Consider the following 25,361-nt stretch of genomic DNA (forward strand, 5'->3'; position numbering starts at 1 on the left):
AACCGATGAGCCAGCGAGTTGTCATAACAGGAATAGGCATTTACTCTTGCCTCGGTGAGAACCTGGACGAAGTGACAAAATCTTTGTACGCTGGTAAAAGTGGTATCATATTCGATCAGGTAAGAAAGGATTTCGGTTTTCGCTCCGCCCTCACAGGCATGGTGAAGGAGCCGGACGTTAAAAATTTTTTATCGAGAAGGCAGCGTTTGGGAATGCATCAGCCCGCGCTTTACGCATATATGGCCACACGAGAAGCATTAGAATTGTCGGGCCTGGACGTTGATTTTCTTGAAAAATCTGAAACCGGCATCATATATGGCAATGATAGTACCGCAGCTTCGGTTGTTGAAGCGGTAGACAAGGCGAAGGAAAAGCGCGATACAACGCTGATTGGAAGCGGGGCGATATTTCAGAATATGAATAGCACTGTGAACATGAACCTTTCGACCATTTTTAAGCTGAAAGGTATCAATTTCACATTAAGCGCTGCTTGTGCATCTGGCTCACATTCTATTGGGATGGGTTATCTGATGATCGGCCAGGGATTGCAGGAACGGGTTATCTGCGGAGGTGCTCAGGAGATCAATTCGGCCGCAATGGCCAGCTTTGACGGGTTGGGTACTTTTTCAATCCACGAATCCGAGCCTGGAAAAGCATCGCGGCCTTTCGATAGGGATCGGGATGGCCTGATCCCAAGTGGCGGCGCTGCGACAGTAATTTTGGAGTCATACGAATCAGCAGTGATAAGAGGCGCACCGATCCTGGCTGAGCTGATCGGTTATGGTTTTTCATCCAACGGCGACCACATTTCCAATCCCAGCATTGAAGGCCAGGTGCGATCTTTGCGCATGGCGCTCAAACAGGCCGGAATAGGTACGGATGATGTGGATTATATCAATGCCCACGCTACTTCCACGCCAGTGGGTGATAGTAGCGAGGCAAGGGCGATTTACGAGGTTTTTGGTGAAAAAGTCCCTGTAAGCTCTACCAAATCCATGACCGGCCACGAATGTTGGATGGCTGGGGCAAGCGAAATCGTTTACTCCATTCTAATGATGCAAAACTCATTCATCGCTCCCAACATCAACTTTGAGAACCCTGACGAGGACTCGGCCCGGATCAATATCATCCCACAAACCAAAGAACAGAACATTGATTGCTTCCTTTCCAACTCCTTCGGATTTGGCGGCACAAACTCCACTTTGATCTTAAAAAGGGTCTGATTTAATCAAATCTTACAGGCTACAACTTCTCAAGCGGTGACTTCCAGTACCGTAAATTTTGTATTTTTACGATCCCTTAATCGCCACCCTGCATTGGAATACAATGACCTAAAATTATTGTACAGCCGGGTAGCTAAATTTCAAAATTTACAAGTATTTTTAAACTATCGGTAAAGAAAAAGCTAATTTTGGTGCCATGCATGCTAACGACGTAAAAATGAGTTGGGAAGAAGTTGTTGAAGAAACCAGGGATTTTTTATCTGAGGAATTTGAGGTGGACCGGGGCCTGATTCTTCCTGAAAATAACCTGAAAGATACCCTGGACCTGGATAGCCTGGATTATGTGGACCTGGTTGTACTGATTGAAGAAAACCTGAACGTTAAGCTTACCGGTGAAGATTTCAAAGAAATTGCAACGTTCGGCGACTTCTTTCAGCTTGTCCGCAAGAAACTCGGACTATAAATAATGAGTCGTTGGGATGGTAAGACGAGAGGATCCCTGATCGGGTATAAAATCTTTCTGTTTTTCATCCATTTTCTGGGACTTAATTTCGCTTACCTCCTTCTGCGGATTGTCACTTACTACTATTTCCTCTTTGCCACCAAGCCCAAAAACGCCCTCTTAGATTTTTATCAAAACGCCCTTCATATTTCGGCCAGCGACGCCAAAAAGTTGGTAAGAAAAAACTTTTACATTTTCGGCCAAACCCTTGTTGATAGGGCTGCATTCCTACTTGGAAAGAATAAAGCTTACACCCACATTTTCGAGAATGAACAATACCTGATCGATATCCGTGAACGGGGAAAAGGAGGAATATTGCTGAGTGCACATCTTGGAAACTGGGAAACGGCAGGTAACTTGCTGAAAGGGCGCATCACTCCAACGATCAACATTGTGATGCTGGATGCGGAAGTTGAAAGCATCAAGAAATTCATGGATCTTTCAACCGGCGGATCGCGTTTTAAGGTAATTGCCATTAAAAATGATTTGTCCCATATTATTTCCATCCGCAATGCACTTATCAATAATGAGTTTGTGGCCATTCATTCGGATCGCTATATCGACGGTGCCAAATTCATCGAGCTTGATTTTCTAGGTAAAAAGGCCAAATTTCCTTATGGTCCTTTTGTGATCGCTTCGAAATTTGATGCGCCTGTCACGTTTGTGTTTGCTGCAAAAGATGGCAAATACAGCTATCATTTAAGTTCGACTTTACCCATTACCGAAAAAATGAAGCCTGAGGAAATCGCGCGGTTATATGTCGCTGAGCTGGAACGAAAAGTGAGGAAATATCCGGAACAATGGTTTAATTATTTCAATTTCTTCAATTGATGCTCATCACCAGGGAAGCTATCACCCAATACATTCCACACCGCGCGCCTTTTGTGATGATTGACAACCTGATCAATGCAACCAGGGAAAGGTTCGAGTCGGATTTTGCTATTTTATCTGATAATGTATTGGTAGAGAACGGGTTTTTGCAGGAAACCGGGCTGATTGAAAACATTGCGCAAACCTGTGCGGCTGCGTTCGGATATCTGGACAGGGAGGCGGCCGGAGCACCTAAAATCGGCTTCATCGGGTCGATCGGAAGGCTGGAAGTTTTTGAACTTCCTCCCGTAAATGCAACAATCCAGACGGTCGTATTCCCGACCCATCAATTGGGAAATATTTACCTTCTTAAAGGGGAAAGTTTCCTGGAAGGGCGTATATTGCTCGGATGTGAATTGAAGATTGTAGTTGCCGGATAACCCCTAACATGGAAAAGTATGATTGCGTCGGAAATCGAGATAGATATACGATTTAGTGAGACTGATGCCATGGGTGTAGTCTGGCATGGGAATTACCTCAAATTTTTTGAAGACGGTCGGGAGGCATTTGGAAGGGCATATGGATTGGAATATCTGAAAATTTTTGACAGAGGCTATTTCACGCCAATCGTGAAATCGGAGATTGACCATAAGGCGCCCGTGTTTTATGGTCAGGTGATAAAAGTGATCACACGCTACGTTCCTGCAAAATCCGCTAAAATTCAGTTTGAATATGAGGTAGTCAATATGACAACCAGGGAATTGTGTGCGGTGGGAAAAACAATGCAGGTTTTTCTGGATAAAGAAACGAGGGTGCTGGAATTGATCACGCCGGAATTTTACAGACAATGGAAAGTAGATAATGAGGTTTGACATGACCTATATTGGCGCGGAAGTGATCGTAAGCCCATTGGGAGAAACTGCCGAGGAGAATTGGCTTGCTCTTTCTGATGATCAATCGGGGATTACGCTGGTTGAGGATGTGGGATACAATCAGGAGAATATTTACTTATCTAAAATCCTTAGCCTTTCCGGCCAAAACAGGTTTCACCAATTGGTTGTCAAAGCGCTTTCTGAGATTCAGCAGCAAATTGATCCGCAAGTATTTGGATCCAAAAAGACTCTTGTTATCCTCAGTTCCACGAAAGGAGCATTGTATAGCAATGTAACTGACCAGTTTGAAAGTTGCGTTTCAGCTATTGTTCAACAATTTGGATTGGCGAATCAACCCGTTGTTATTTCCAATGCTTGCATTTCCGGCGTTTTAGCGATCAATACTGCAGGTAATTTCATTCGGGAAAAAATCTATGATAATGTAATCGTGGTCGGCTGCGACATCATTTCGGATTTTGTCTTATATGGGTTTCAATGTCTCTTTGCAATCAGCAACCAGCCTTGTGTACCATTTGACACTACCAGAAACGGGATCACGCTTGGCGAAGGCTGCGGTGCGGTGGTGGTTTCAGCTTCAAAAGAGATATTTCATAAGCAACCGCTGCAATTGTTGACAGGTACCAGCGCCAACGATGCGAACCATATTTCCGGGCCTTCCAGGACAGGGGAGGGCCTTTTCAGAAGTGTTACGAAGACCTTGCAAATGAATAAAGTCGATAAAGGTGAAATAGACTTTGTGTCAGCACATGGTACAGCGACTGTTTATAATGATGAAATGGAGGCCATTGCTTTTGATCGCGCAGAGCTCAGCCATATTCCACTCAATAGTTTCAAAGGGTATTTTGGACACACGCTCGGCGCTGCGGGCGTAATTGAAACTGCTGCTTCCATGCAAATGATTCGGAATGCCACTTTATTAAAAAGCAAAGGTTTTGCGAAGCCAGGCACATCTAAATTAATTAATGTGATAGAAAAAAATGAAGTGAAAAGCTTGCAGACCATCCTGAAAACGGCTTCTGGCTTTGGCGGCGGGAATGCCTCTTTGATGATCAGGAATTTATGAGTTTTATTACCGCATATTGCCATTTGACCAAGGATACCTGCTATGTTGATGGAGAGATCATTTCAAAACGGGACATCGATTCGGAAGATGCGTGGTTTAAGCAGATCTACAAAGAACAGGAGTTTGTTTATCCAAAATTTTATAAAATGGATATGCTCTCACAGGCAGGCTTTCTGGCATCAGAACTCATTAAACGCGCGAAACCTGGCATAGTTACCAATTATGGCGACGATGAGATAGCATTAATTTTCGCAAACAAATCGGCCAGCGCCGCAACGGATCAGCGTTTTATTAATTCTTATGAAAAAAATGGTTCGCCTAGCCCTTCCCTATTTGTTTATACTTTACCCAACATTGTATTAGGCGAGATAGCGATCCTGAACAAATGGTATGGTGAGAATATGTTTGCCGTTTTACCTAACTTCGTACCTGACTTTTTCCTCAATTACACACAGATTTTACTGTCAGGCAGCTCGAAAGCTGCACTTTGCGGATGGCTTGAAATTTTAGGGAACGAGATTGATGCATTTCTTTTTCTGGTTGAAAAGGAAGCCTCGAATGCGCTGCAATTCAATCACGAGAACTTAATGAAAGTGGCTGGCCAGAAAGAATCACCAATTAGTTGACGCTCAATCAAACGCTGATGGATACCTTAAAAGAAGATTTGAAAAAACAAATCATAGAGCAACTGAACCTGGAAGAAATTACGCCTGCTGACATTGCAGATGATGTTTTGCTATTCAACGATAGCGGTTTGGGCCTGGATTCTATCGATGCCCTCGAACTGATCGTTTTGCTTGAAAAGTACCACGGCATCCAGGTTACCAATCCGGATGAGGGTAAGGAAGCTTTCAAATCCATCGATACGATGGCTGAGTATATCCGCAAAAGAAAAAGCTGATCAACTGTTTTCAATGGGCGTTCGAATAACCGGTATTGGTATAGTTTCTGCGATTGGATTGACGGTTGAGGAAAATCTCAATGCATTGAATGAAAGCCGTACCGGAATTGGTCAGGTCGCGTTTCTGGATGCCGGGCGTGACTTATTGGTAGGGGAAGTGAAAGTGTCCAATACCGATCTCAAAAATACACTCTCTGTCGGCGCCGGGAATATCTCCAGAACTTCATTACTAGGTTTAAAAGCTGCCAGGGAAGCCTGGGGACAAAACAAGCACTCAGAAAAGATCCGCACTGGCATTATTTCGGCCACTTCGGTTGGCGGGATGGACCGCACCGAGGTTTTCTATAAAGATTATCTCGCACAATCAGATCCCAATTTTAGGCTTTTAAAAACCCATGATAGCGGCAGCACTACTGAGCGCATCGCTGCTGAATTGGGGATTTCCGGATACATTAACACACTTTCCACGGCTTGTTCATCCAGTGCCAATGCAATCATGCTGGGTGCCAGGTTACTGCTTCAGGGCAGACTGGACCGGGTTTTGGTAGGCGGATCTGATGCCTTAACCAAATTTACAATAGATGGTTTCCACTCCTTGATGATCTACGACGATCAATGGTGCAGACCTTTCGATGAATCGAGAAGTGGGTTGAATCTAGGGGAAGGAGCCGCTTTCTTATTGCTTGAAAGTGAAAAGAGCATTGAATTTTCAGGAAACAGAACCATTTGCCATGTAAGCGGCTGGGCGAATGCGGCGGATGCCTATCACCAGACAGCATCCTCGCCCGAGGGAACCGGCGCGACCCTTGCCATTAAAAATGCCATTAAAAAATCTGGAAAGTCGCTCAACGAGATTTCTTATGTAAATGCGCACGGAACAGGCACGAAAAATAACGACCTATCAGAATCTGTTGCTTTGAAGAACGTTTTTGGAGATTACGTTCCGCCATTCAGTTCTACAAAAGCCTTTACGGGGCATACCCTGGCTGCGGCTGGGGCCATCGAAGCAGTTTTTTCGGTGTTGTCTATTCAAAATCAACTTATTTATTCCAATCTAAATTTCAAGGATGTGATCTTCGAAACGGGTTTAGTACCAGTTACTGATCTTAAAAAGGGACAATCGGTTCATACTGTTCTTTCCAATTCCTTTGGTTTTGGAGGAAATAATTCATCATTGGTCTTTACAGATCACTTATAAAAATCAATCCGTGTTTTATATATCCGCCGCATCCACGATCTCCCATCAGCCAACATTTCAGAATGCGGGTTTCTCGGGTATGATCGTGCCACTAGCTGCGGAATCAATATTGATTAGCCCTGACTATAAGCGTTTTATCGAAGCGGGGTTATTGCGCCGGATGAGCAAAATCCTGCGAATGTCGGTGGCTTGTTCCAAAGATTGCCTCGAACAGGCTGGGGTCGAGCAACCGGATGCAATTGTGGTTGGAACAGGATTGGGTTGTTTGCAGGATACAGAAAAATTTCTAAACCATTCCATCACAATTGAAGGATTGCTCCCGCCAACCTCATTCATCCAGTCGACGCATAATACAATGGCTGGCCAGATTTCCCTGAGTATCGGAAACCATGGCTACAACATGACGCATACGCAGAATTCGCTGTCATTTGAGCATGCATTACAGGACGCCATGTTGCTTCTAACGGAAGGTGAAAACGATATTCTGGCAGGCGCAGCGGACGAATATATTGAAATCCTGACAGAGATATCATGCCACTTGAATGTCTATCCTAGATCTCCACTTACATCCGCGGCATCGTTTTTTTTACTATCCAGTAAAGAGAAATCGGGAACCTTGGCGCAGATTAAAGATGTTGCCACTTTCGGTCTGGTTAATAGTATTCCGGATACCATTTTGGCTTTGCTTGCTGAAAATGAAACCAATGCAGACGCACTAGACTTGGTTTTATTTGCTGGAAATATTTCAAATGATCTGACTATTGCAGGTGTTGATCCTGATAAAAGCTTGGACTACAAAAATTTGTCAGGCATATATCCAACGGCATCCGCATTTGCTCTACATTACGCGGTCGACCGGATGCAGCAGGATAAGTCGATCAGAAATGTGCTGATTTGTAATGCATTAATCAAAAGTAACCTGGGGTTAACGCTCCTTCAAGCCATTGAAGCATAACCTTGTCACATTTGTCTCTATCACCGTTCTTGCCCTGAGCGGAATTATTTTTTGGGAGACGGATTTTCTATTGCCGGTTTCGATCTTAATCATCCTGCTATATCTTGGCGTGACGGCATATGGCTCATTCAAGATACAGGCCAACTATTTCCTGAAATCCATCAATCAGGGAAAAACCAAATCCATTGCGCTTACTTTTGATGATGGGCCAAACCCAAATACAACGCCCAGGATTCTTGAAGTTTTAAAGCAAAAGAACATCAAGGCGGCCTTTTTTGTAATTGGTAAAAATGCGGCCCTTTACCCCGATATATTAAAGCAGATACACAATGATGGTCACACCATCGGGAATCATTCATTCAGTCACCATCACTTAATAGGTTTCTTTTCAAGTAAAAAGCTAAAAGGTGACCTGGCGCATTGCAATGAAGTGATCAGGGATGTGATCGGCAAAACGCCATTATTTTTCCGCCCACCGTTTGGGGTGACTAACCCGAGATATGCGTCCGTTTTGAATGATTTGCAACTAACTCCGATAGGCTGGTCCCTGAGGAGCCTGGATACGCGGGCAAAAAGTAAATACAAGATCATCAATAAGATTATTTCAGAATTAAAATCTAGGGACATTGTTTTGTTACATGATCACCTCAAAGTGACCGCCGATTCGCTGGAAGATGTTATTGAGCATTGTCTGCAAAAAGGCGTCAAGATAGTTCCCCTACATCAACTGATTCAAAAAGAGCCTTATGATCAAAATTAAATTAGAGATCATCCTTCTTTTTGTTTTTCTGAGTTTGCATTTGGCGGCCCAATCCTTCAAGCCAGTTGCAAATCCTGAAAAGATACTCGCCGAGCTACGGAAAACTTCCCAGGCGACAACCTCCATTCAGGCATCATTTAGTGAGGAAAAGCATTTAGCAGTTCTCAAAGATCCTAAGCGATCAGAGGGTGCTTTTTTTTATGCAAAAAAGGATAAAATGCGCTGGGAACAGAAAGAGCCTGTTCGGTATGTGATATTAATTAACGGTGATGAATTAAGGATTCAAGAGGGGGGTAAGGAAAAAAATGTAGGACAGGCCCGAAGAATGGCTGCACAGATCAAAGAGTTGATGATCGGATTGGTTAATGGTGATTTTCAGCAGAATAAGGCTTTTTCATTAAGCTGTCTGGAAAATGATGATGAGGTGATGGTGGTATTGACGCCGGTAAACCGACGATTAAAAAATATATATTCAAAAATATCAATGGTTTTCTCTAGACAGTCATCAAGATTGAAGGAGCTTTCCTTTTTTGAAAAAGGAGGCGACAAAAGCATTATGAAGTTTCAGAATGAAAAATTCAATCAAAAGATCAATGATGGCCTATTTCTGAATTTGTAAGAAACATTATTCCAAAATGCTGGAAAACGACTTATTTTCTATCCTCAAAATGGACCGGGCCGACGGAGAGATCGTTTCAGAAGTCAGTATTAACGCGACACACCCTATTTACAAAGGGCATTTCCCCGGATCGCCCGTCACTCCCGGCGTAATCCTGTTACAAATGGTTAAAGCGGTCATGCAAAACCATCTGCAGCGAGATCCTAGGTTAAATGCCATCAAAACATGCAAATTTTTGGAAATACTCAATCCTGATAAGACGAAATCTTTCAATATAAAAATCTCGTTCAAACAGCTGGAAAGGCTTGAAGTGGTTGCTACCGGCTATTCGGCTGACGTTGTTTTTTTCAAGCTGCAAGCAACATATCATTAGTTCGCAAGCTATCTCGTGATACTAAAACGGACACATTTAAATCCAGGCAAACAGTCCACCCCTTTTCATGACCCTCTCAGATATTCAGTGCTGCATTATAATTCCAACCTACAATAACCAAAATACGCTTCGAAGGGTTATTGACAGTGTATTGCAATTCGCTGATAAGGAAACCATTATCGTGGTCAATGACGGCTCCACGGACGAAAGTGTTTATACGCTGGCTTCATATGGTCTGAAATTGATGGTTTTGAATAATAGTGAAAACCGCGGTAAGGGGTATTCACTTCGGAGAGGGTTTCTGGAGGCCATCAAACTCGGCTATAAAAATGCCATTACAATCGACTCAGACGGGCAGCATCTGGCGTCTGACATTCCGGTTTTTATTGAAGCTGCCCTTCGGAACCCGGGTGCTGTGCTGATGGGCTCCCGCAATATGGAGCAGGAGGGCGTTCCCGGAAAAAGCTCATTTGGAAATAAATTCTCCAATTTTTGGTTCAAATTCGAAACGGGCATTACGTTACCCGATACTCAAACTGGTTACCGGCTGTATCCATTGGAACCTTTAAAAACCACAAAGTTATTCACCACTAAATTCGAGACTGAAATCGAGGTGATCGTGAAGCTGGCCTGGAAAAATGTGCCTATAATTCCGGTAAATATCAATGTCATTTATGATAAGAAAGAGCGCGTAAGTCATTTTCGGCCGTGGCGCGATTTCACAAGGATCAGCATTCTGAATACCTGGCTGGTCATCCTGACACTCCTGTATTACCTTCCTAAACGGCTTTGGATTGATCTACGCAAGAAGGGTTTGTGGAAGTTTATTCTGCACGAAGCCATCAAACCAGAAGAGTCTAATATGATTAAAGCTAAATCTATCGCATTCGGCTTTTTTATGGGTGTACTGCCAATCTGGGGTTTTCAATTGCTTATTGGGATCCCGCTTTCGATTTATTTTAAAATGAATAAAGTACTTTTCCTTACTGCGGCCAACATCAGCATTCCCCCAATGATCCCCTTTATCATTTTCGGAAGCTATCAATTCGGAGGGTTATTTTACAGAAACGGGGTCCAGCTAACCTCGGTGAAGGACCTCACATTGGAATCGATTCATGTCAATTTCGTACAATATTTTCTGGGCGGGACATTACTCGCAGTTCTCTTTGGCGGGCTGAGTTTTATCATATCTTACGCCTTGCTTTCTGTGCTGCGATCAAACCGTAGAAATGACTAGTTTTTGATCGCAACACCTCAATGTTTGTCTACAAAATTTCATAAAATCTATACGAATTAATCAAAAATAAGGCTTTTGCGATTTTGTTATGAGGTGTCATTCTCTATATTTACGGAATTATAAAACCTTTAACCAAATACTGTAACGCGCATGAGTAACATTACCTATTTAGTGCCGGCATTAGGTCTTATTGGCCTGCTGGTTATGTTCTTTAAAAGAGGCTGGGTCGTCAAACAGGATGCAGGGAGTCCTGAAATGAAAGAAATAGCGGATGCAATCGCTGACGGCGCCCTCGCCTTCCTAAAAGCCGAATGGCGTGTACTCATTGTCTTTGGTATCATTGTAAGCATTTTATTAGGTTATTCAGGCACGCTGGTTGCGAATTCAAGTGCCTTCATTGGTATATCGTTTTTGGTCGGTGCTTTTATTTCCGCTTTCGCTGGTTATGTAGGGATGAATATTGCGACAAAGTCGAATGTTCGCACGACCCAGGCAGCACGTACCAGCCTCACCAAAGCATTGGAAGTTTCTTTCACAGGAGGTTCAGTGATGGGTATTGGCGTTGCCAGTCTGGCCGTAATTGGTCTCGGAGGTCTTTTCATTATTCTCTATTCCGTTTTTGTAGATCCTGCCGATGTGAATGGCCTGGGTATGGAAAAGGTGCTTGAAGTGTTGGCCGGTTTTTCGCTCGGTGCCGAATCCATTGCGCTTTTTGCACGTGTTGGGGGTGGCATTTACACTAAAGCGGCTGATGTTGGTGCCGACCTTGTGGGTAAGGTGGAAGCTGGGATTCCCGAAGATGATCCGAGAAACCCTGCTACCATTGCGGATAACGTAGGTGATAACGTAGGTGACGTGGCAGGTATGGGAGCCGATTTGTTTGGCTCTTATGTGGCGACGATCCTGGCTACGATGGTTTTAGGACGTGAGATTGTTGCAGAGGGAGTGGATAATTTTGGCGGTATTTCACCAATTCTTTTGCCCATGGTGATTGCCGGAATGGGCCTGATCGCTTCGATTATCGGAATGCTGCTTGTTCGTGTCAGCGATGACAACGGCAATGTTCAGGGCGCGTTGAATCGTGGTAATTATGCTTCCGTCATCATTGTGCTCATCGTGAGTTATCCGTTAACCATGTGGATGTTGCCGGAAGGTAATCTGACAATCCGTGGTGTTGACTTTAATGCAATGGACGTTTATCTCGCTATTTTGCTGGGCTCTATTGTTGGCGCGATTATGTCAATGGTGACTGAGTATTATACTGCAATGGGCAAGCGCCCGGTGCAATCGATTGTAAATCAATCTTCCACAGGTCATGCTACCAATATTATCGGCGGACTTTCGGTGGGTATGGAATCTACCGTAATTCCAACGTTGGTCTTGGCCGCCGGAATTTATATCAGCTATGAATTTGCAGGATTGTATGGTGTAGCTATTGCAGCTGCGGGGATGATGGCAACAACCGCGATGCAATTAGCGATTGATGCATTTGGTCCTATTGCGGATAATGCAGGTGGTATTGCTGAAATGGCACATTTGCCCGAAGAAGTGCGTGGACGGACGGACATCCTGGACGCGGTTGGTAACACCACTGCGGCCACGGGAAAAGGTTTTGCTATCGCATCTGCGGCACTGACCTCACTAGCGCTTTTTGCAGCATTTTGCGGGGTAGCAGGAATTAATTCTATTGATATTTATAAAGCGAATGTGCTGGCGGGGTTATTTGTCGGCGCCATGATTCCATTTATATTTTCATCCCTAGCTATTGCAGCTGTGGGGCGCGCAGCGATGAAAATGGTAGAGGAAGTACGGAGGCAATTCCGCGAGATTCCGGGCATTATGGAAGGTACTGCAAAGCCTGAATATGACAAATGCGTTGCGATTTCTACCCAAGCTTCAATCAAAGAAATGGTTGCGCCCGGTTTAATTGCATTGATAGTGCCTGTACTGGTAGGTTTCCTTTTTGGACCTGAGGTACTTGGCGGCACGCTTGCCGGGGTTACCGTTTCAGGCGTATTAATGGGTATTTTCCAAAACAATGCGGGCGGTGCTTGGGATAATGCAAAAAAATCGTTTGAAAAGGGTGCTGTGATCAACGGGGAGACGTTTTACAAAAAATCTGAACCCCACAAGGCTGCGGTAACTGGTGATACAGTTGGTGATCCTTTCAAAGATACTTCAGGTCCTTCCATGAACATTTTAATTAAGCTTATGTCCATCGTTTCACTGGTAATTGCCCCGCACATTGCCGTTGACAAATCAGATGCTCATAGCTTAGATGTGAAAAAAACCAATCAAACTGTGACCGCTAAAGCCTCGACGGTAAAGGCAGCAGATAAGGGTGATAAAGTGTTTGCCTCTTATCAAGCTGCGAAGGTTTTGAATTAGATACTAAAAACGTGAGTAAAGGTGCTCGACATTTTGTTTGAGCACCTTTTTTTTGTTTAATAAGGACTGCAATCATTATTTTTACAAATACAAAATATCATAGGGAACTCTCAATGCTTCACAAATCAGTCATAAAACAAATCTTATTATCTTCTAAACCACAGTTGCAGGCTTGGGGAGTATCCAAGTTGGGTTTGTTCGGCTCTGCGCAGCGGGACACAATGAATGAAGAAAGCGATATTGATATCTTAATTGATTTTGAAGACGACCGGGAAACGTATAACAATTGTATCAACACATGTGACTTTCTCGAATCAGCTTTTCAGGGAAGGAATTTGGACATTGTTCACTAAAGGGGTTAAGTCCTTTTATTGGGCCACATATTTTAAGAAATGTTGAATATGTCTAAGGAATACGTTGAATACCTACGCCATATTTTAATTGAGTGCGAGTTCATCAGCTTGGCGATAACCGAAGAAACTCTCAGAGATAATTTCCTTCAAGATGAAGTTATGAAAAGAGCGGTGGTGAGGAGTCTTGAGATTATTGGAGAGGCGACCAAGAAAATCCCTGTTGACGTTAAATTATCCTGGAACAACATTGCCTGGAAAAATATGGCGGGCATGAGAGATAGATTATTCACGATTATATGGGGGTTAACTACCTCATAGTTTGGGATGTTGCAAAAAATATAATCCCGGACATCAAGCTACAGATTGGACAAATAATTTTGGAGATGGATTAAGGGAATGATTTTTGTTGAACAAGAAACCGTCGGGGACATGAGAACGGATTAACCTTCTAAACATCCCGGCAATTATTTCAACAAAACAGGAAATCATGAAAAAAGTATTTGTTCTGGCTGCATTGGTAATAGGATTGTCAACAGCCGCGTTTGCTCAGGATGCAGATCAGACTAAGGGAGAGAAAGCGGTAAGCGAAACGAAAGCTGCCGGGAAAAAAGCAGGTAAGGAGATTAAAAAAGACGCCAAGATCGTAGGTGAAAAAACCGAAGAAGGCGCAGAAGCTGTTGCTGACGGAGCAAAAAAAGGTGCAAACAAAGTAGCGGATGGTACTGAGAAAGCGTACGACGCAACTAAAAAAGGCACAAAAAAAGCTTATAAAGCAACCAAAAAAGAAGCAAAAGAATTGAAAGAGGATGTGAAGGATAAAACAGATAATAAATAATCTGACCTTAATGCATTGAAAAATCCCGGCCACATCAGCCGGGATTTTTTTTGCGCTTATAGATAGATATTCGTATAAAGAAGGTGGTCAGAACTAATGACGCAGGAATCGTAGGAACTTAAATCGGATCGATGCCGGTTAAGAATTTAATACTTTTAGGCCATGAGTCACAAGCAATACTTTTACCTTATTCTGATTTTAGGATCATTGGCGACCGTTAGTCCGTTTTCCATTGATATGTATCTGCCGGGTTTTCCAAGGATCGCCGCAGACCTTCACACGACGATTGATAAGGTTCAACTTTCCTTAACCAGTTATTTTATTGGAATTTGTTTCGGGCAAATGTTATACGGCCCGCTGGTTGATCGTTTTGGACGAAAAAAACCTTTATACACTGGACTTGTCGTTTACATTATCGCCTCTTTCGGCTGTTCGCTCACTTCCTCTGTCGATGCGCTTATTGGTATGCGCTTTTTGCAGGCCATAGGTGGTTGTGCAGGTATGGTGGCTTCTCAGGCACTTGTAAGCGATCTTTTCCCAGTCGAAAGAAGGGCAGAAGCGTTTTCGTCTATTACGCTGGTTATAGCCGTTTCCCCGATGATAGCGCCAACAGTAGGCGGATATGTTACATCTAATATGGCATGGCAGTGGGTCTTCATTATCCTGGCAGGGATCGTGAGTCTTATCGTTGTTGCAGTTTATTTTTTTCTGCCCACCGGCAAGGAACCTGACAACTCAGTTTCATTGCGTCCAAAAGCTGTGCTAAATGGATATGCAACGGTCATCAGGCAGCCGCAATTTGCCATTTACACGTTCGCCGGCGGGCTTGCCAATGCTGCTACTTTTGCCTACATCGCCGGATCTTCTGATGTTTTTATGAACATTTATCATGTTACAGAACAACAATACGGATGGATTTTTGCATTTCTGGCTTTTGCTATGATTGGCTCGACGCAGCTTAACCATTTGCTGCTCAGGAGGTTTAAGAGTGAGCAGATTATTAAAGCAACGCTGATTTATCAAAGCGTATTAGGTATAATCCTGATTCTGGGTATTTACAACAACTGGTTTGGTTTGCTGTGCCTGATCGGAATGATGTTCCTCTTTCTGACGGGACAAGGGTTGACAGGCCCCAATACTTCTGCACTGTCGTTAGCGCCGTTCAGGAAACACACTGGAAGTGCCTCGGCATTGCTGGGCAGCTGGCGGATGGGTACAGGTGCTTTGCTTTCCGGCGTAGTTAGTTTTCTTCATAACCAAACGGCCATGCCAATGGCTGGAACGATGGCCTTTTGTGTAATGGGCGGCTTGGTCATCCTGTTTACCGGAAATGCGGTTGTCAAACATCAGGCAAGAGGAAGAGATATTGAGGATGAAATTTCCGTTCTGTTGTAGAGATTTACAGCAGCTTCACCGATCTTATTGATTGACCAGGATCCCCAAACCAAAATGCTGAGGGTAGTTATAAAGCTTTTGCCCTGTGGCTTTGGCAAGATCTTTCACTGCCTGCCTGACAGCCGGAAAGCTTTCGGTATCGTGAAAAATCGTACAGTCGCTATGCTTGGCTGCCCATAATCCACACTCATAGGTTTCCTCGTAATTGTGGACAATGTCCACATGGGCCAGGTTATATCGTGAGTTATCCTGTGCAATCCAGTCTTTATAATCCGATTTGATTAATTCGATATTGGGATATACGGCAAGCTGGGCGCTGGTTTCAGCGAAATGCTCACTTTTATTGATGGTATGCTCGTCTCCCTCAAATGTGTCGACGCCGGTTACGGATTTGAAATAATTCGAAAATACGACTGACGAATACCCAAACTCTACGCCAAACTCAATGCACCGGTCCTTTTTAAGATCGAATTGATTGATAATATCTTCAATAATCAGCTCTAATCCTTTCCACGCAGAAACGATTTCAAGCATCTTCTCAGGCCTACTCAAGTGCTTTGGTTTATAGGGCTTAATGTCCAGTATGAAGTTTTCTCTGATGTAGGTTCTTAGTCCCATAGCTTTCAGCCTATTTCTTGCCTTGTACGATTTGTACATTTGTAACGCGGCCTTCTTCCACGACTTCGGGATTATGGGAGCAAATAAAAAGACCGACGAGCACCTTATCCGTCAAATTCTTCATTTCATGCGCGCCAACAGTCTGTAAGGGAGCGCCTTTGGCAGCTGCTCTCATGGTATATTCAGTCCCTTTTCGCTCCACCTGTGCGGTTTGAATATTCTTTTCTTTGCTGAAAATCTCATCTTCCGGATCTCGCATTTTCTCCCCTTTGGCAACCCGCCATTGCAAAACAGTAAGTCCGTCGCCATGGACTACTGCACTCAAATGCGATGCGTCCCCGTCAGTGGATTCTCTCACCATCCAACCTACTTTCCGGTGTGCGTCGGTACCTTTTCCGGTCAGCTCAAAATCTGCGGTTACCGTAAAATCGCCGGTCATTTCGCGGAACAAGTATTGAAATTCATCCCTTTCAAACCAGATATTATAACCGGCACCTTTCAGGATATATGATTTTGTCGCTGCGTCATATCGGGAAGAGCCTTCCAATTTTGGCTTGCCGATATCCGCGCTCTTTTCAAAAACCCCGATTTTGGCAGGGGCAAAGCTTGTTAGGACAACTATGGTCAGTAAAATCGATAAAAGGACTCGTTGTTTCATCAGGATTTAATGTTAGAATTTGGTAGGAACAGTATAGAACAGGATAGTTAATAAACAGGAAATGTGCATTATTGCATCAATAAATGTACATTTTTTTAGTTAATTATTTATATTGACGATAAAGAGTACACTGAATCCTGAACCGTATCATGAATTTTAAGTTAATATTTGCCTTTGCCTCTTTCTGGGCTTGTGTCGCATTGATTTTTCAATCCTGTAACCAAACCCCTTCGGGTCAGCCTGCTGAAGAAAAGCTACCCGAACTAGTCAGCTACAATTTTGATATCAGGCCAATCCTTTCCGATAAATGCCTGGCCTGCCATGGGCCGGATGCCAATAAACGGGAAGCCGGATTGAGACTGGATGTTGCGGAAAGCGCTTTCAAAGCATTACAGGAAAATCCAAAAGCCCATGCCCTTGTGGCAGGCAAGCCGGAGCTTTCACAGGCATACATTCGAATTGCGACCGAAGATACGTCACTTAAAATGCCTCCCCCCGCATCCAACCTGAAACTTAGCCAGCGGGAAGTAGACCTGATCGAGAAGTGGATCAAGCAAGGCGCGAAATATGAAAAACATTGGGCGTTTGTGGCTCCAAAGAAACCAGCCCTTCCGGAAGTGGATGACGAGAAATGGCCAAGAAACGAAATTGACCGTTTCATTCTTCAAAAACAAGAGCAAAAAGGTCTGAAACCAAATGAAGAAGCTGACAAAGAGCGGTTATTGAAACGCCTGAGCCTTGACCTGACCGGATTGCCGCCCACTTTAAAAATGATGGACGATTTCCTGGCTGATAATAGTGCTGATGCCTACAAGAAAATGGTTGATCAGCTTTTGCAAAATCCAGCTTATGGCGAGAAAATGGCGATTCACTGGCTGGACTTGGCCCGATATGCCGATTCGCATGGATATCAGGATGATGGTTATCGTACCCAATGGCCCTGGAGGGATTGGGTGATCCATGCTTTCAACAAAAACATGCATTATAATGATTTTGTAACCTGGCAAATCGCAGGTGATCTGCTGCCTAACTCGACAAAGGAACAGCTGTTGGCAACCGGTTTCAACCGGAACCATAAGATTACTGAAGAGGGTGGGGTCATCCCTGAGGAATACAGAACGATGTATGTGACGGACCGTAATGACCTGTTCGGGAAAGGGCTTCTGGGCGTCACGTTGGAATGTGCCCATTGCCACGATCATAAATACGATCCATTTTCCCAAAAGGAATATTATCAGATGTTCGCCTTTTTTAATAACGTCAAAGAAGTTGGGATTGAATCGGTTATTGGTGGTCCGGAGACCTATGCGAAGAAACCGTTGATGGAGATCAGCAATGACGATGTCAAGAATATCCTGACGTTTGTAAACAAGCCTGACACCAACCGACTGATCGTTTCTGTCATGGGCGACCTGGATACCACAAGGAAAACTTACATTCTAAAAAGAGGGGTTTATGACGCCTTAGGGGATGAAGTGCAGCCTGGAACACCATCCTCGATTTTGCCTTTTGATAGCAAATACCCTAAAAACCGCCTCGGACTTTCCAAATGGCTTTTTGACAAAAAGAATCCATTGACTGCAAGGGTTTACGTGAATATTTTATGGCAGGAATTCTTTGGAAAAGGGATTGTGAAGACATCCGGCGATTTTGGTATGCAGGGTGAATTGCCAAGCCATCCTGCATTGCTGGACTGGCTGGCGGTTGATTTTATGGAACATAACTGGGATATCAAGCGATTGGTAACACAAATGGTTACCTCCGCTACCTACCGTCAATCTGCGATCGTGACAAAAGAGAAACTTGGGGTGGATCCTGATAACATTCTTTTGGCAAGAGGCCCGCGCTATCGCATTCATGCTGAATACATTAAGGATCTGGTACTGGCAAGCAGCGGCCTGCTTAATAAAACCATTGGCGGGCCCAGTGTCAAGCCCTATCAGCCGGCCGGGCTTTGGGAAGGAGCTACCTCAGGCCGGGGATTGCTTTCGGTTTACAACCAGGATCATGGTGCAAGTCTTTACAGGAGAGGAATGTACACATTGATAAAAAGGACGGTGCCGCCACCGACAATGAGCATTTTTGATGCCAGTAACAGGGATTTGTGTGAGGTGAAACGGTTGAAAACCAATACCCCCTTGCAGGCATTGGTAATGATGAACGATCCGGCAGTATTGGAAGCGTCGAGAGTGCTGGCGACCAAGCTTTTACAAGAAAAATCTGACAGTAAGGAAAAGCTGAGCAAAGCATTTAGGCTCATTGTATGCCGCACGCCCAATGAAAAGGAACTGGAAGTTTTGACCAGTTATTACAACCAGCAGCTCAAAATCATCAAACCTCAAACCGCAGAAAAAATGATCGCAGTGGGAGAGTATCCAATGATAAAGAACCTGGATAAGAAGACATTGGCATCATTAATGCGGGTGATTTCGACGATTTATAATTTGGAAGAGACGATAACGAAGTCGTGAGGGAGCTGTTGGCTATAAGCTATTAGCTATTAGCCTGTAGCTTCGGTTAACTGAGTAATAACATTGGATTGAAAATGGCAAGAATCGTGATAGCAAACAAAAAAGCTAATAGCTAAAAGCTAGCAGCTAATAGCTCAAGAATATGGAAAAGGAAATCTTAGAACACGGGTTTAATTTTAATAGGAGACGTTTCCTATCCACCATGAGCCTGGGGATTGGCGGCGTGGCTTTGGGGTCATTGTTAATGCCGGATCTGTTGAATGGGAAAGGGTTGGAGGAGGACGGCTTGGCGCCAGGGATTCCACATTTTGCCCCTAAGGCGAAGAGGGTGATTTATATGTTCCAAAATGGTGCTCCTTCGCAACAGGAATTGTTTGATTATAAGCCCAAGCTGCGTGAGATGCTGGGCCAGGAAATTCCGCCATCGGTTCGTGGTACACAGCGTTTGACGGGCATGACGGCCAATCAGGCTTCTTTTCCGTTGGTAGGTTCTTTTGTGGATTTCAAACAATATGGCCAATCACAGGCTTGGGTGAGCAATCTCTTGCCCTATACTTCCAAAATTGTCGACGACCTCTGCATTGTGCGGTCTATGTATACCGAGGCGATTAATCATGATCCGGCTTTAACATTCCTTCAAACCGGTTCCCAGCAAGGAAACAGGCCCAGCATGGGTTCTTGGCTAAGTTATGGTTTGGGAAATGAAAATAAAAACCTTCCAAATTTCACTGTTTTGCTTTCGCGAGGAGTGGGTAATGGACAAGGAGTTTATTCCAAACTGTGGTCAAACGGTTTTCTGGACTCAGTTCATCAGGGCGTGCAATTTAGTAAGGGTGAAGACCCTGTATTGTATCTGCGCGATCCGGAAGGAATGGATCGCCATGATCGCCGGGATATGCTCGATAACCTTTCTCAGTTGAACGAACTGTCGTACCAGGAGTTCGGTGACCCGGAGATTACTGCGAAGATCAAGCAATATGAAATGGCTTATCGCATGCAGACTGCGGTGCCCGAGGTGATGGATCTTTCCAAAGAATCGGATGACATTATCAAGCTTTACGGCCCTGAATGCCTTGTGCCGGGCACTTATGCGGCCAATTGCCTGCTAGCTCGTAAACTTTCCGAAAACGGCGTTCGTTTTGTACAGCTTTATCACCAAGGATGGGACCAGCATGGAAACCTGCCTTTTGAAATAAGCAAACAGGCCATGGATGTCGACCAGGCGTCCGCGGCACTGGTTACCGACCTCAAACAACGGGGTTTGCTGGACGAAACATTGGTGATTTGGGGGGGTGAGTTTGGACGAACTAGTTATACGCAAGGCAAACTGACGGCTGATAATTATGGGCGTGACCACCATCCGAGATGCTTTACAATCTGGATGGCCGGTGGAGGAATCAAACCAGGGATTGTGTATGGAGAAACGGATGAATTGGGTTACAACATTGCGAAGAATCCTGTGCATGTACATGATTTTCAGGCTACTATCCTGCATCAGCTGGGCCTTAACCATGAAAAACTTATTTTCAAACATTTGGGAAGAAGATACCGGCTCACCGATGTTTCCGGTAAAGTGGTAAAGGACATTATTAGCTAATTACCTTCTAATTTATATAGTTACTCAAATTTTTCGGGTCGATTTTAAATGCATTTACGATTTAGGGTTTTTGCGGAACAGGTTTTAGTAGCTTCCAATATTTTTATTTTATTTCTGCTGCTTTTTGAGAACAAATTGGTTATTCCGGCCTGGCTGCAAACTGTGGGCCGCATGCATCCGCTGATCCTGCATTTCCCAATCGTAATTTTGCTGCTTGCGATGCTGCTGGAATTTTTTCGTTTCCGGGCCGATTATGCCACAAACCCTTTCTATAAGAATTTTTTACAGAATTTGCTTTTGGTAGGCGCCCTGTTCGCGGCGGTTACTGTCATAATGGGTCTTTTTCTTTCCAGGGAGGAAGGTTATGAGGGTGCGACACTTACTTACCATAAATGGACAGGCGCGGGTATTTTTTTCATCTCATCCCTTATTTATTGGGTCCGAAACACCAATTGGTATAAAGCACCGTTTGCCAAAACTGCTGCTTTTGTAACTGTCGTAGCTCTTATTATGACAGGACATTATGGTGCGGCATTAACCCACGGAACTGATTTTATCTGGGAGCCTGTCTTAATCGAAAAAGAAATGGCTGCTGTTCCGCTGGACCAGGCTGTGGTTTATACGAATGTGATCAAACCCATTTTCGATCAGAAATGTACCAGTTGCCATAATCCTGACAAGCTCAAAGGAGAATTGATCCTGACCGATCCGGAATCGATTTTAAAAGGAGGGAAATCCGGAAAGTTATTGGTTCCGGGCGATCCAAAAATGAGCCTGCTGCTGCAAAGGGTGCATTTGCCAACAGAAGAAAAAAAGCATATGCCGCCGTCGGGTAAGTCCCAACTTACTTTGCAGGAAATTTCATTGTTGGCATTATGGGTCAAACAGAAGGCGGATTTTAAGAAAAAGCTGACGGATCTGCCACCGAATGATTCATTGCGGATCATAGCATCGGCCTATTTGTTACCTGCCCAGCGGGAGGAAGAATATGATTTCCCGGCTGTGGATCAGGAGGACATCACAAAGCTGAATACAGATTACAGGACGATACTTCCCTTGGCCAGGGAATCGCCTGCGCTGGCAGTCAATATTTACAATGGCAGCGCTTACACTGTGAAGCAACTCGATGACTTAAGTGCAATTAGAAAACAGGTTATCTCTTTGAATCTCAATAAGATGCCTGTGAAAGATCAGGATGTGAAGAGTATTGCGCAATTTGAGAATCTGCAAAAGCTGGACTTGAATTTTACAAATGTTACTGCCCTGGGATTGAAGGAGCTTTCCTCTTTAAAACATTTGCAAAACCTCACACTTTCGGGTACCAAGCTGGATTTCAATGATTTGAAAGGGTTGCTTCCAAATCTGAAAAGTTTGAAAACCGTTGCTGTCTGGGATACGAAATTATCCGCCGCAGACGTGGAGCAATTAAAAAAGACTTATAGGAACCTGGAAATCCTGGGTGGTTTCAAGGACGATGGAATGAATCCTTTGCAATTAAATCCTCCTCAGGTTAAAAATAGCTCGACCATTTTCGCGCAGTCGCTTCCGCTGGATTTGAAGCATCCCATTAAAGGTGTTGATATTCGCTACACCACAGATGGAACGGAGCCGGACAGCATCAATTCTCCATTATTTGAACGTAAGACCGTTCTGACAAAGAGCCAAATCATTAAGGCAAAGGCTTACAAAAAGGGTTGGTATGGAAGCGAGTTGGCCACTTTTGACTTCTTCAAAAGTGCATATAATCCGGATAGTGTGAATTTACTGGCTCCGCTGAACCGGGTGCATCAGGCTGAGGGTGCAAAGACATTTTTCGATCATAAATTGGGTGTTATCGGTGCTAACAACCCCGCCTGGGCTAACAACTGGGCGGGAGTTAAAGATAATGATATGGCATTTGTCTCTGAATTTAAAAAGCCAATTCTGCTGTCGTCAGTGGGCTTGCATTATATGGTGGAAGAAGATACCGGAATATTCCCGCCGGAGCTGGTCGAAGTTTGGGGAGGTGATAATGCCGGGAATTTGAAACTCCTAACCAAATTCAAAGCAACATTGCCCGTCAAAGGCGACAAGCCAACGTTGAAAAGCATAGAGGGAACATTCAAGCCACAAAGTGTTTCTTATCTCAAAATCGTAGCAAAACCACTAAATAAAATACCGGATTGGCACCGCAGCAAAGGAAACAAGGCACTTTTGTTAGTCGACGAAATGTTCCTGAACTGATATAAATTTAAGCTTTTGAAACCCTTCTCCACATTTCTGCGCAGGCGCGCGCATTGTGATAGGGACATTTCCAAAAGTTGATCTTATCACCTTTCACAGGCGTTCCATCTTCTTTTACGGTCCCATACCATTCGCCTTTGTCATTATCAACAAACTCATTGATAATGTAATCCCAGCTTTTCTCGGCCTTCACTTTAAACTGATCCTCCTTAGTGAGTTGATAAGCATTATAAAAACCGACTAATTGTTCCGCAGCAACCCACCAGCTGCGGTCTGTTTGCAAATGTTTTGTCTCGGGATCAAATTCGTAATTTAGCGCCCCATCAGCACTCAATCCTTTGCTGGCGGCAGTCGCCATACGTATCGACTTTTGCTTCATTTTCTCAATCAGCTTCTCATCATGCAGAATTTCGGCGGTTTCAAAAAGCAGCCATGAAGCCTCAATGTCATGTCCGTAAGAAATAATGTTGTCCTTCGCTTTCCACTTTTCATCGAAGAACAATTGCATGCTGTCTGTCTCGGGATTTACAATGTGGGTAATGATTGCATCCAGCATGTCCGCGGTCTGCTTTTTAAGCTTTTTATCCGGCCATACACTGTATAGATTGGTATAGGCCTCTACCAAATGCAAATGTGTGTTCATGCTCTTGATCCATGGGCTTTTACTTAAAATATAATCATCAGTAGCAGACCAATCTCTGGAAAATGCTTCTCTATATCCACCGTTTACGGAGTCGAAAGCATGTTTTTCAATGACATTAAAAAGATCTATTGCCTTTTCCAGCGCAGGTTTATGGTGTGTTATGCGATAATATTCGCTGAGGCCGTACATGGCAAATGCGTTACCATATATTTGTTTTTTTGTTTCCAAAGGCGACCCATCTGCTTTCACAGACCAGTAAACGCCACCATGTTCAGGATCGAAGAAGTTTTTGACAAGTTGCTGATAAGCCCGGTCTGCAAGTGTGAGGTATTTGGCTTCTTTGAAAAGCCGATGCGCGAGCGAGAATGTCCAGAGAATGCGTCCGGTCAAAACCACTGAGCGATCTGAGTCTTTAATCGGTTGGTTTTCGTAATTCACCCGACCATAAAAGCCGCCCTTTTCAGGATCAGGGCCATATTTCTCCCAATAATCCAGAATGGCAACTAATTCTTTTTTAAATGCTTCGGGAGTAAATTCGGCCATGGGACTGATCTTTTTCTAAGAAAAAGCAACCGGCTGATTATTCATACTTATTAGCGTTTGGGCCCAGCTATTTTAACTGGCAATGATTCCTGGACAAAAAAACCTTCCAGTTGTCTGTCATTAGTTTTATACAAATCAGCGCTTCTTCCAAGAACCGAAGCGCACGCCAATTGGATCCCATCGAGAGTTCGAAGACCATTTACGCCATGCCTATTCAGGAGATAACGGGTTTGCCGGATTACGATTTCATCAATTAAAATAAATGAAAATTGAGAGTAATCACTCTCAAACAGGCTAATGATCTTTGCTGCAACCGAATGACTTAGCTCACCAGTGCGGGTCTTTTTCCAGAATGCTGATGCAAATTCAACTTTTGAAATCTCAGACAAATAAATTTTGGAAATAGAGTAGTTCTGAAACAAAAAGTCTAGTTCTTCTGTGCCCTGTTCTTCATGATATAACTTTATCAAAGAAGAAGTATCTAGAAACAGGTTCATCAATAAACTTTCCTGTCTTCAATGACGACGTCGCTTAAAGAGCCGCGATAATTTTTGAGTAGCTTACGAGATGCCAGAAACGAGAAATCGGATAGTTTCAGGCCTTTTTGATCCTCGGAATTTTGATGGATACCAGAATTGCCGGTTTGGTTTACATGTGGAGTTGATAGCATAGTTGTGTTTTTAAATTTTTACAAACGTATCAATTTTTTCCAATATAAAAACCCCCCAAATTTTGAGGGGTCTTGGTCTGCGTAATTCGGAAGAACAATATCAATCTCCCTGGTTTTCTTCCTGAGCCTCGTGATTATCTCCGCCTAGGCTGTAATAATTATTTTCCTCGTCTTCGTTTCCGACGATTTCGTTTTCATCATCAAGCTCGGAGCCGGGTACATCCAGGTCGTCACCTACCAGATCTTCCTCAAAGGTTTTTTCATTCCAATCTTCCGCATCCAATTCGGTAGGAGTTTTTGTGCGGGTGATGTCTTCCGGGTCGACATCATTATCGATCAGACCCTGGCTGAACACATCCTCATTTGCTGGATAGTTTCCGGGTAGATCGTCTGCAAATTGTTCATCATCATCATTCGGGCTCATAATAGTAAA

General features: G+C 43.9%; 27 protein-coding genes and 1 pseudogene. 22 read left to right on the plus strand and 6 right to left on the minus strand.

Features of this window, described 5'->3' with window-relative positions; all coding sequences use genetic code 11:
* Positions 1-5 precede the first annotated feature (5 nt).
* The 19 genes and pseudogenes from FHS68_RS20975 (at position 6) to FHS68_RS21065 (ending at position 15,505) form a co-directional block, all read left to right on the plus strand.
* Positions 6-1,223: a beta-ketoacyl-[acyl-carrier-protein] synthase family protein gene (locus FHS68_RS20975; RefSeq protein ID WP_167274428.1), complete on the plus strand. Its 1,218-nt coding sequence runs from the start codon at positions 6-8 to the stop codon at positions 1,221-1,223.
* Positions 1,224-1,419: 196 nt separating this feature from the next.
* Positions 1,420-1,686: a phosphopantetheine-binding protein gene (locus FHS68_RS20980; protein WP_167274431.1), complete on the plus strand. Its 267-nt coding sequence runs from the start codon at positions 1,420-1,422 to the stop codon at positions 1,684-1,686.
* Between the two features lie 3 nt (positions 1,687-1,689).
* Positions 1,690-2,556: a lysophospholipid acyltransferase family protein gene (locus FHS68_RS20985; RefSeq protein WP_167274434.1), complete on the plus strand. Its 867-nt coding sequence runs from the start codon at positions 1,690-1,692 to the stop codon at positions 2,554-2,556.
* Positions 2,556-2,975: a hotdog family protein gene (locus tag FHS68_RS20990; RefSeq protein ID WP_167274436.1), complete on the plus strand. Its 420-nt coding sequence runs from the start codon at positions 2,556-2,558 to the stop codon at positions 2,973-2,975. The genes FHS68_RS20985 and FHS68_RS20990 overlap by 1 nt, the downstream gene beginning before the upstream one ends.
* An 18-nt stretch (positions 2,976-2,993) precedes the next feature.
* Positions 2,994-3,407, plus strand: coding sequence for an acyl-CoA thioesterase (locus FHS68_RS20995; RefSeq protein ID WP_167274439.1), 414 nt, complete (start codon positions 2,994-2,996; stop codon positions 3,405-3,407).
* A gap of 1 nt (position 3,408) precedes the next feature.
* Positions 3,409-4,491 carry a beta-ketoacyl synthase N-terminal-like domain-containing protein gene (locus FHS68_RS21000; protein ID WP_167274442.1) on the plus strand — a complete coding sequence of 361 codons (1,083 nt, stop codon included), beginning with the start codon at positions 3,409-3,411 and terminating at the stop codon, positions 4,489-4,491.
* Positions 4,488-5,117 (plus strand): hypothetical protein, encoded by a 630-nt coding sequence (locus FHS68_RS21005; RefSeq protein ID WP_167274444.1) that lies wholly within the window; start codon positions 4,488-4,490, stop codon positions 5,115-5,117. Before FHS68_RS21000 ends, FHS68_RS21005 begins: the two co-directional genes overlap by 4 nt.
* Positions 5,118-5,134: 17 nt before the next feature.
* Complete coding sequence (locus FHS68_RS21010) at positions 5,135-5,392, plus strand: phosphopantetheine-binding protein (RefSeq protein WP_167274447.1); 258 nt, start codon at positions 5,135-5,137, stop codon at positions 5,390-5,392.
* Positions 5,393-5,405: 13 nt separating this feature from the next.
* Positions 5,406-6,590 carry a beta-ketoacyl-[acyl-carrier-protein] synthase family protein gene (locus tag FHS68_RS21015; RefSeq protein ID WP_167274448.1) on the plus strand — a complete coding sequence of 395 codons (1,185 nt, stop codon included), beginning with the start codon at positions 5,406-5,408 and terminating at the stop codon, positions 6,588-6,590.
* Positions 6,591-6,600: 10 nt separating this feature from the next.
* Positions 6,601-7,545: a beta-ketoacyl synthase chain length factor gene (locus FHS68_RS21020; RefSeq protein WP_310588620.1), complete on the plus strand. Its 945-nt coding sequence runs from the start codon at positions 6,601-6,603 to the stop codon at positions 7,543-7,545.
* On the plus strand, positions 7,535-8,305 hold the full coding sequence (locus FHS68_RS21025) for a polysaccharide deacetylase family protein (RefSeq protein WP_167274451.1): 771 nt from the start codon (positions 7,535-7,537) through the stop codon (positions 8,303-8,305). The genes FHS68_RS21020 and FHS68_RS21025 overlap by 11 nt, the downstream gene beginning before the upstream one ends.
* Entirely contained in the window at positions 8,292-8,924 is a 633-nt protein-coding gene (lolA2, locus tag FHS68_RS21030) for a flexirubin biosynthesis/transport protein LolA2 (protein WP_167274454.1), read from the plus strand. Before FHS68_RS21025 ends, lolA2 begins: the two co-directional genes overlap by 14 nt.
* 16 nt (positions 8,925-8,940) lie before the next feature.
* Entirely contained in the window at positions 8,941-9,297 is a 357-nt protein-coding gene (locus FHS68_RS21035; protein WP_167274456.1) for an ApeI family dehydratase, read from the plus strand.
* Between the two features lie 67 nt (positions 9,298-9,364).
* Positions 9,365-10,534: a DUF2062 domain-containing protein gene (locus tag FHS68_RS21040; RefSeq protein ID WP_167274459.1), complete on the plus strand. Its 1,170-nt coding sequence runs from the start codon at positions 9,365-9,367 to the stop codon at positions 10,532-10,534.
* Between the two features lie 150 nt (positions 10,535-10,684).
* Positions 10,685-12,922: a sodium-translocating pyrophosphatase gene (locus FHS68_RS21045; protein ID WP_167274461.1), complete on the plus strand. Its 2,238-nt coding sequence runs from the start codon at positions 10,685-10,687 to the stop codon at positions 12,920-12,922.
* 113 nt (positions 12,923-13,035) lie between these two features.
* Entirely contained in the window at positions 13,036-13,275 is a 240-nt protein-coding gene (locus tag FHS68_RS26835) for a nucleotidyltransferase family protein (protein WP_208408379.1), read from the plus strand.
* A gap of 159 nt (positions 13,276-13,434) precedes the next feature.
* Positions 13,435-13,667: pseudogene (locus FHS68_RS26840) on the plus strand (HepT-like ribonuclease domain-containing protein).
* 95 nt (positions 13,668-13,762) lie between these two features.
* The gene (locus FHS68_RS21060; RefSeq protein ID WP_167274464.1) at positions 13,763-14,110 is read left to right on the plus strand and encodes a hypothetical protein; all 348 of its coding nucleotides are present in this window, start codon (positions 13,763-13,765) and stop codon (positions 14,108-14,110) included.
* 162 nt (positions 14,111-14,272) lie between these two features.
* Positions 14,273-15,505 (plus strand): multidrug effflux MFS transporter, encoded by a 1,233-nt coding sequence (locus FHS68_RS21065; protein WP_167274466.1) that lies wholly within the window; start codon positions 14,273-14,275, stop codon positions 15,503-15,505.
* Between the two features lie 24 nt (positions 15,506-15,529).
* Here the strand turns inward: FHS68_RS21065 and FHS68_RS21070 are convergent, their stop codons facing one another.
* Both FHS68_RS21070 and FHS68_RS21075 read right to left on the minus strand, forming a co-directional pair.
* Positions 15,530-16,123: a class I SAM-dependent methyltransferase gene (locus FHS68_RS21070; RefSeq protein WP_167274469.1), complete on the minus strand. Its 594-nt coding sequence runs from the start codon at positions 16,121-16,123 to the stop codon at positions 15,530-15,532.
* A 10-nt stretch (positions 16,124-16,133) separates the two neighbouring features.
* Entirely contained in the window at positions 16,134-16,781 is a 648-nt protein-coding gene (locus tag FHS68_RS21075; RefSeq protein ID WP_167274472.1) for a hypothetical protein, read from the minus strand.
* Positions 16,782-16,930: 149 nt separating this feature from the next.
* Here FHS68_RS21075 and FHS68_RS21080 point away from each other — a divergent pair, with 149 nt between their 5' ends.
* The 3 genes from FHS68_RS21080 to FHS68_RS21090 all read left to right on the plus strand — a co-directional run bounded on the left by FHS68_RS21080 (position 16,931) and on the right by FHS68_RS21090 (position 23,072).
* On the plus strand, positions 16,931-19,252 hold the full coding sequence (locus FHS68_RS21080) for a PSD1 and planctomycete cytochrome C domain-containing protein (protein WP_167274474.1): 2,322 nt from the start codon (positions 16,931-16,933) through the stop codon (positions 19,250-19,252).
* A gap of 142 nt (positions 19,253-19,394) precedes the next feature.
* Entirely contained in the window at positions 19,395-20,849 is a 1,455-nt protein-coding gene (locus FHS68_RS21085) for a DUF1501 domain-containing protein (protein ID WP_167274477.1), read from the plus strand.
* 48 nt (positions 20,850-20,897) lie between these two features.
* Positions 20,898-23,072, plus strand: a complete 2,175-nt coding sequence (locus FHS68_RS21090) for a c-type cytochrome domain-containing protein (protein WP_167274480.1) — start codon at positions 20,898-20,900, stop codon at positions 23,070-23,072.
* A gap of 7 nt (positions 23,073-23,079) precedes the next feature.
* Here the strand turns inward: FHS68_RS21090 and FHS68_RS21095 are convergent, their stop codons facing one another.
* The 4 genes from FHS68_RS21095 to FHS68_RS21110 form a co-directional block, all read right to left on the minus strand.
* The gene (locus tag FHS68_RS21095) at positions 23,080-24,258 is read right to left on the minus strand and encodes an AGE family epimerase/isomerase (RefSeq protein WP_167274482.1); all 1,179 of its coding nucleotides are present in this window, start codon (positions 24,256-24,258) and stop codon (positions 23,080-23,082) included.
* 50 nt (positions 24,259-24,308) lie between these two features.
* Positions 24,309-24,755 (minus strand): type II toxin-antitoxin system VapC family toxin, encoded by a 447-nt coding sequence (locus FHS68_RS21100; protein WP_167274484.1) that lies wholly within the window; start codon positions 24,753-24,755, stop codon positions 24,309-24,311.
* On the minus strand, positions 24,755-24,928 hold the full coding sequence (locus FHS68_RS21105) for a hypothetical protein (RefSeq protein WP_167274487.1): 174 nt from the start codon (positions 24,926-24,928) through the stop codon (positions 24,755-24,757). The genes FHS68_RS21100 and FHS68_RS21105 overlap by 1 nt, the downstream gene beginning before the upstream one ends.
* Positions 24,929-25,028: 100 nt before the next feature.
* Positions 25,029-25,352, minus strand: coding sequence for a hypothetical protein (locus tag FHS68_RS21110; RefSeq protein WP_167274489.1), 324 nt, complete (start codon positions 25,350-25,352; stop codon positions 25,029-25,031).
* Positions 25,353-25,361 lie beyond the last annotated feature (9 nt).

The sequence above is a fragment of the Dyadobacter arcticus genome (genome assembly GCF_011762185.1).
GTDB lineage: Bacteria > Bacteroidota > Bacteroidia > Cytophagales > Spirosomataceae > Dyadobacter > Dyadobacter arcticus.

Excerpts from the sequence above, each read along its gene's own strand:
- FHS68_RS20975 (WP_167274428.1), top strand. The coding sequence starts at position 6 with ATGAGCCAGCGAGTTGTCATAACAGGAATAGGCATTTACTCTTGCCTC.
- FHS68_RS20980 (WP_167274431.1), top strand. The coding sequence starts at position 1,420 with ATGCATGCTAACGACGTAAAAATGAGTTGGGAAGAAGTTGTTGAAGAA.
- FHS68_RS20985 (WP_167274434.1), top strand. The coding sequence starts at position 1,690 with ATGAGTCGTTGGGATGGTAAGACGAGAGGATCCCTGATCGGGTATAAA.
- FHS68_RS20990 (WP_167274436.1), top strand. The coding sequence starts at position 2,556 with ATGCTCATCACCAGGGAAGCTATCACCCAATACATTCCACACCGCGCG.
- FHS68_RS20995 (WP_167274439.1), top strand. The coding sequence starts at position 2,994 with ATGATTGCGTCGGAAATCGAGATAGATATACGATTTAGTGAGACTGAT.
- FHS68_RS21000 (WP_167274442.1), top strand. The coding sequence starts at position 3,409 with ATGACCTATATTGGCGCGGAAGTGATCGTAAGCCCATTGGGAGAAACT.
- FHS68_RS21005 (WP_167274444.1), top strand. The coding sequence starts at position 4,488 with ATGAGTTTTATTACCGCATATTGCCATTTGACCAAGGATACCTGCTAT.
- FHS68_RS21010 (WP_167274447.1), top strand. The coding sequence starts at position 5,135 with ATGGATACCTTAAAAGAAGATTTGAAAAAACAAATCATAGAGCAACTG.
- FHS68_RS21015 (WP_167274448.1), top strand. The coding sequence starts at position 5,406 with ATGGGCGTTCGAATAACCGGTATTGGTATAGTTTCTGCGATTGGATTG.
- lolA2 (WP_167274454.1), top strand. The coding sequence starts at position 8,292 with ATGATCAAAATTAAATTAGAGATCATCCTTCTTTTTGTTTTTCTGAGT.
- FHS68_RS21035 (WP_167274456.1), top strand. The coding sequence starts at position 8,941 with ATGCTGGAAAACGACTTATTTTCTATCCTCAAAATGGACCGGGCCGAC.
- FHS68_RS21040 (WP_167274459.1), top strand. The coding sequence starts at position 9,365 with ATGACCCTCTCAGATATTCAGTGCTGCATTATAATTCCAACCTACAAT.
- FHS68_RS21045 (WP_167274461.1), top strand. The coding sequence starts at position 10,685 with ATGAGTAACATTACCTATTTAGTGCCGGCATTAGGTCTTATTGGCCTG.
- FHS68_RS26835 (WP_208408379.1), top strand. The coding sequence starts at position 13,036 with ATGCTTCACAAATCAGTCATAAAACAAATCTTATTATCTTCTAAACCA.
- FHS68_RS21060 (WP_167274464.1), top strand. The coding sequence starts at position 13,763 with ATGAAAAAAGTATTTGTTCTGGCTGCATTGGTAATAGGATTGTCAACA.
- FHS68_RS21065 (WP_167274466.1), top strand. The coding sequence starts at position 14,273 with ATGAGTCACAAGCAATACTTTTACCTTATTCTGATTTTAGGATCATTG.
- FHS68_RS21070 (WP_167274469.1), bottom strand. The coding sequence starts at position 16,123 with ATGGGACTAAGAACCTACATCAGAGAAAACTTCATACTGGACATTAAG.
- FHS68_RS21075 (WP_167274472.1), bottom strand. The coding sequence starts at position 16,781 with ATGAAACAACGAGTCCTTTTATCGATTTTACTGACCATAGTTGTCCTA.
- FHS68_RS21080 (WP_167274474.1), top strand. The coding sequence starts at position 16,931 with ATGAATTTTAAGTTAATATTTGCCTTTGCCTCTTTCTGGGCTTGTGTC.
- FHS68_RS21085 (WP_167274477.1), top strand. The coding sequence starts at position 19,395 with ATGGAAAAGGAAATCTTAGAACACGGGTTTAATTTTAATAGGAGACGT.
- FHS68_RS21090 (WP_167274480.1), top strand. The coding sequence starts at position 20,898 with ATGCATTTACGATTTAGGGTTTTTGCGGAACAGGTTTTAGTAGCTTCC.
- FHS68_RS21095 (WP_167274482.1), bottom strand. The coding sequence starts at position 24,258 with ATGGCCGAATTTACTCCCGAAGCATTTAAAAAAGAATTAGTTGCCATT.
- FHS68_RS21100 (WP_167274484.1), bottom strand. The coding sequence starts at position 24,755 with ATGAACCTGTTTCTAGATACTTCTTCTTTGATAAAGTTATATCATGAA.
- FHS68_RS21105 (WP_167274487.1), bottom strand. The coding sequence starts at position 24,928 with ATGCTATCAACTCCACATGTAAACCAAACCGGCAATTCTGGTATCCAT.
- FHS68_RS21110 (WP_167274489.1), bottom strand. The coding sequence starts at position 25,352 with ATGAGCCCGAATGATGATGATGAACAATTTGCAGACGATCTACCCGGA.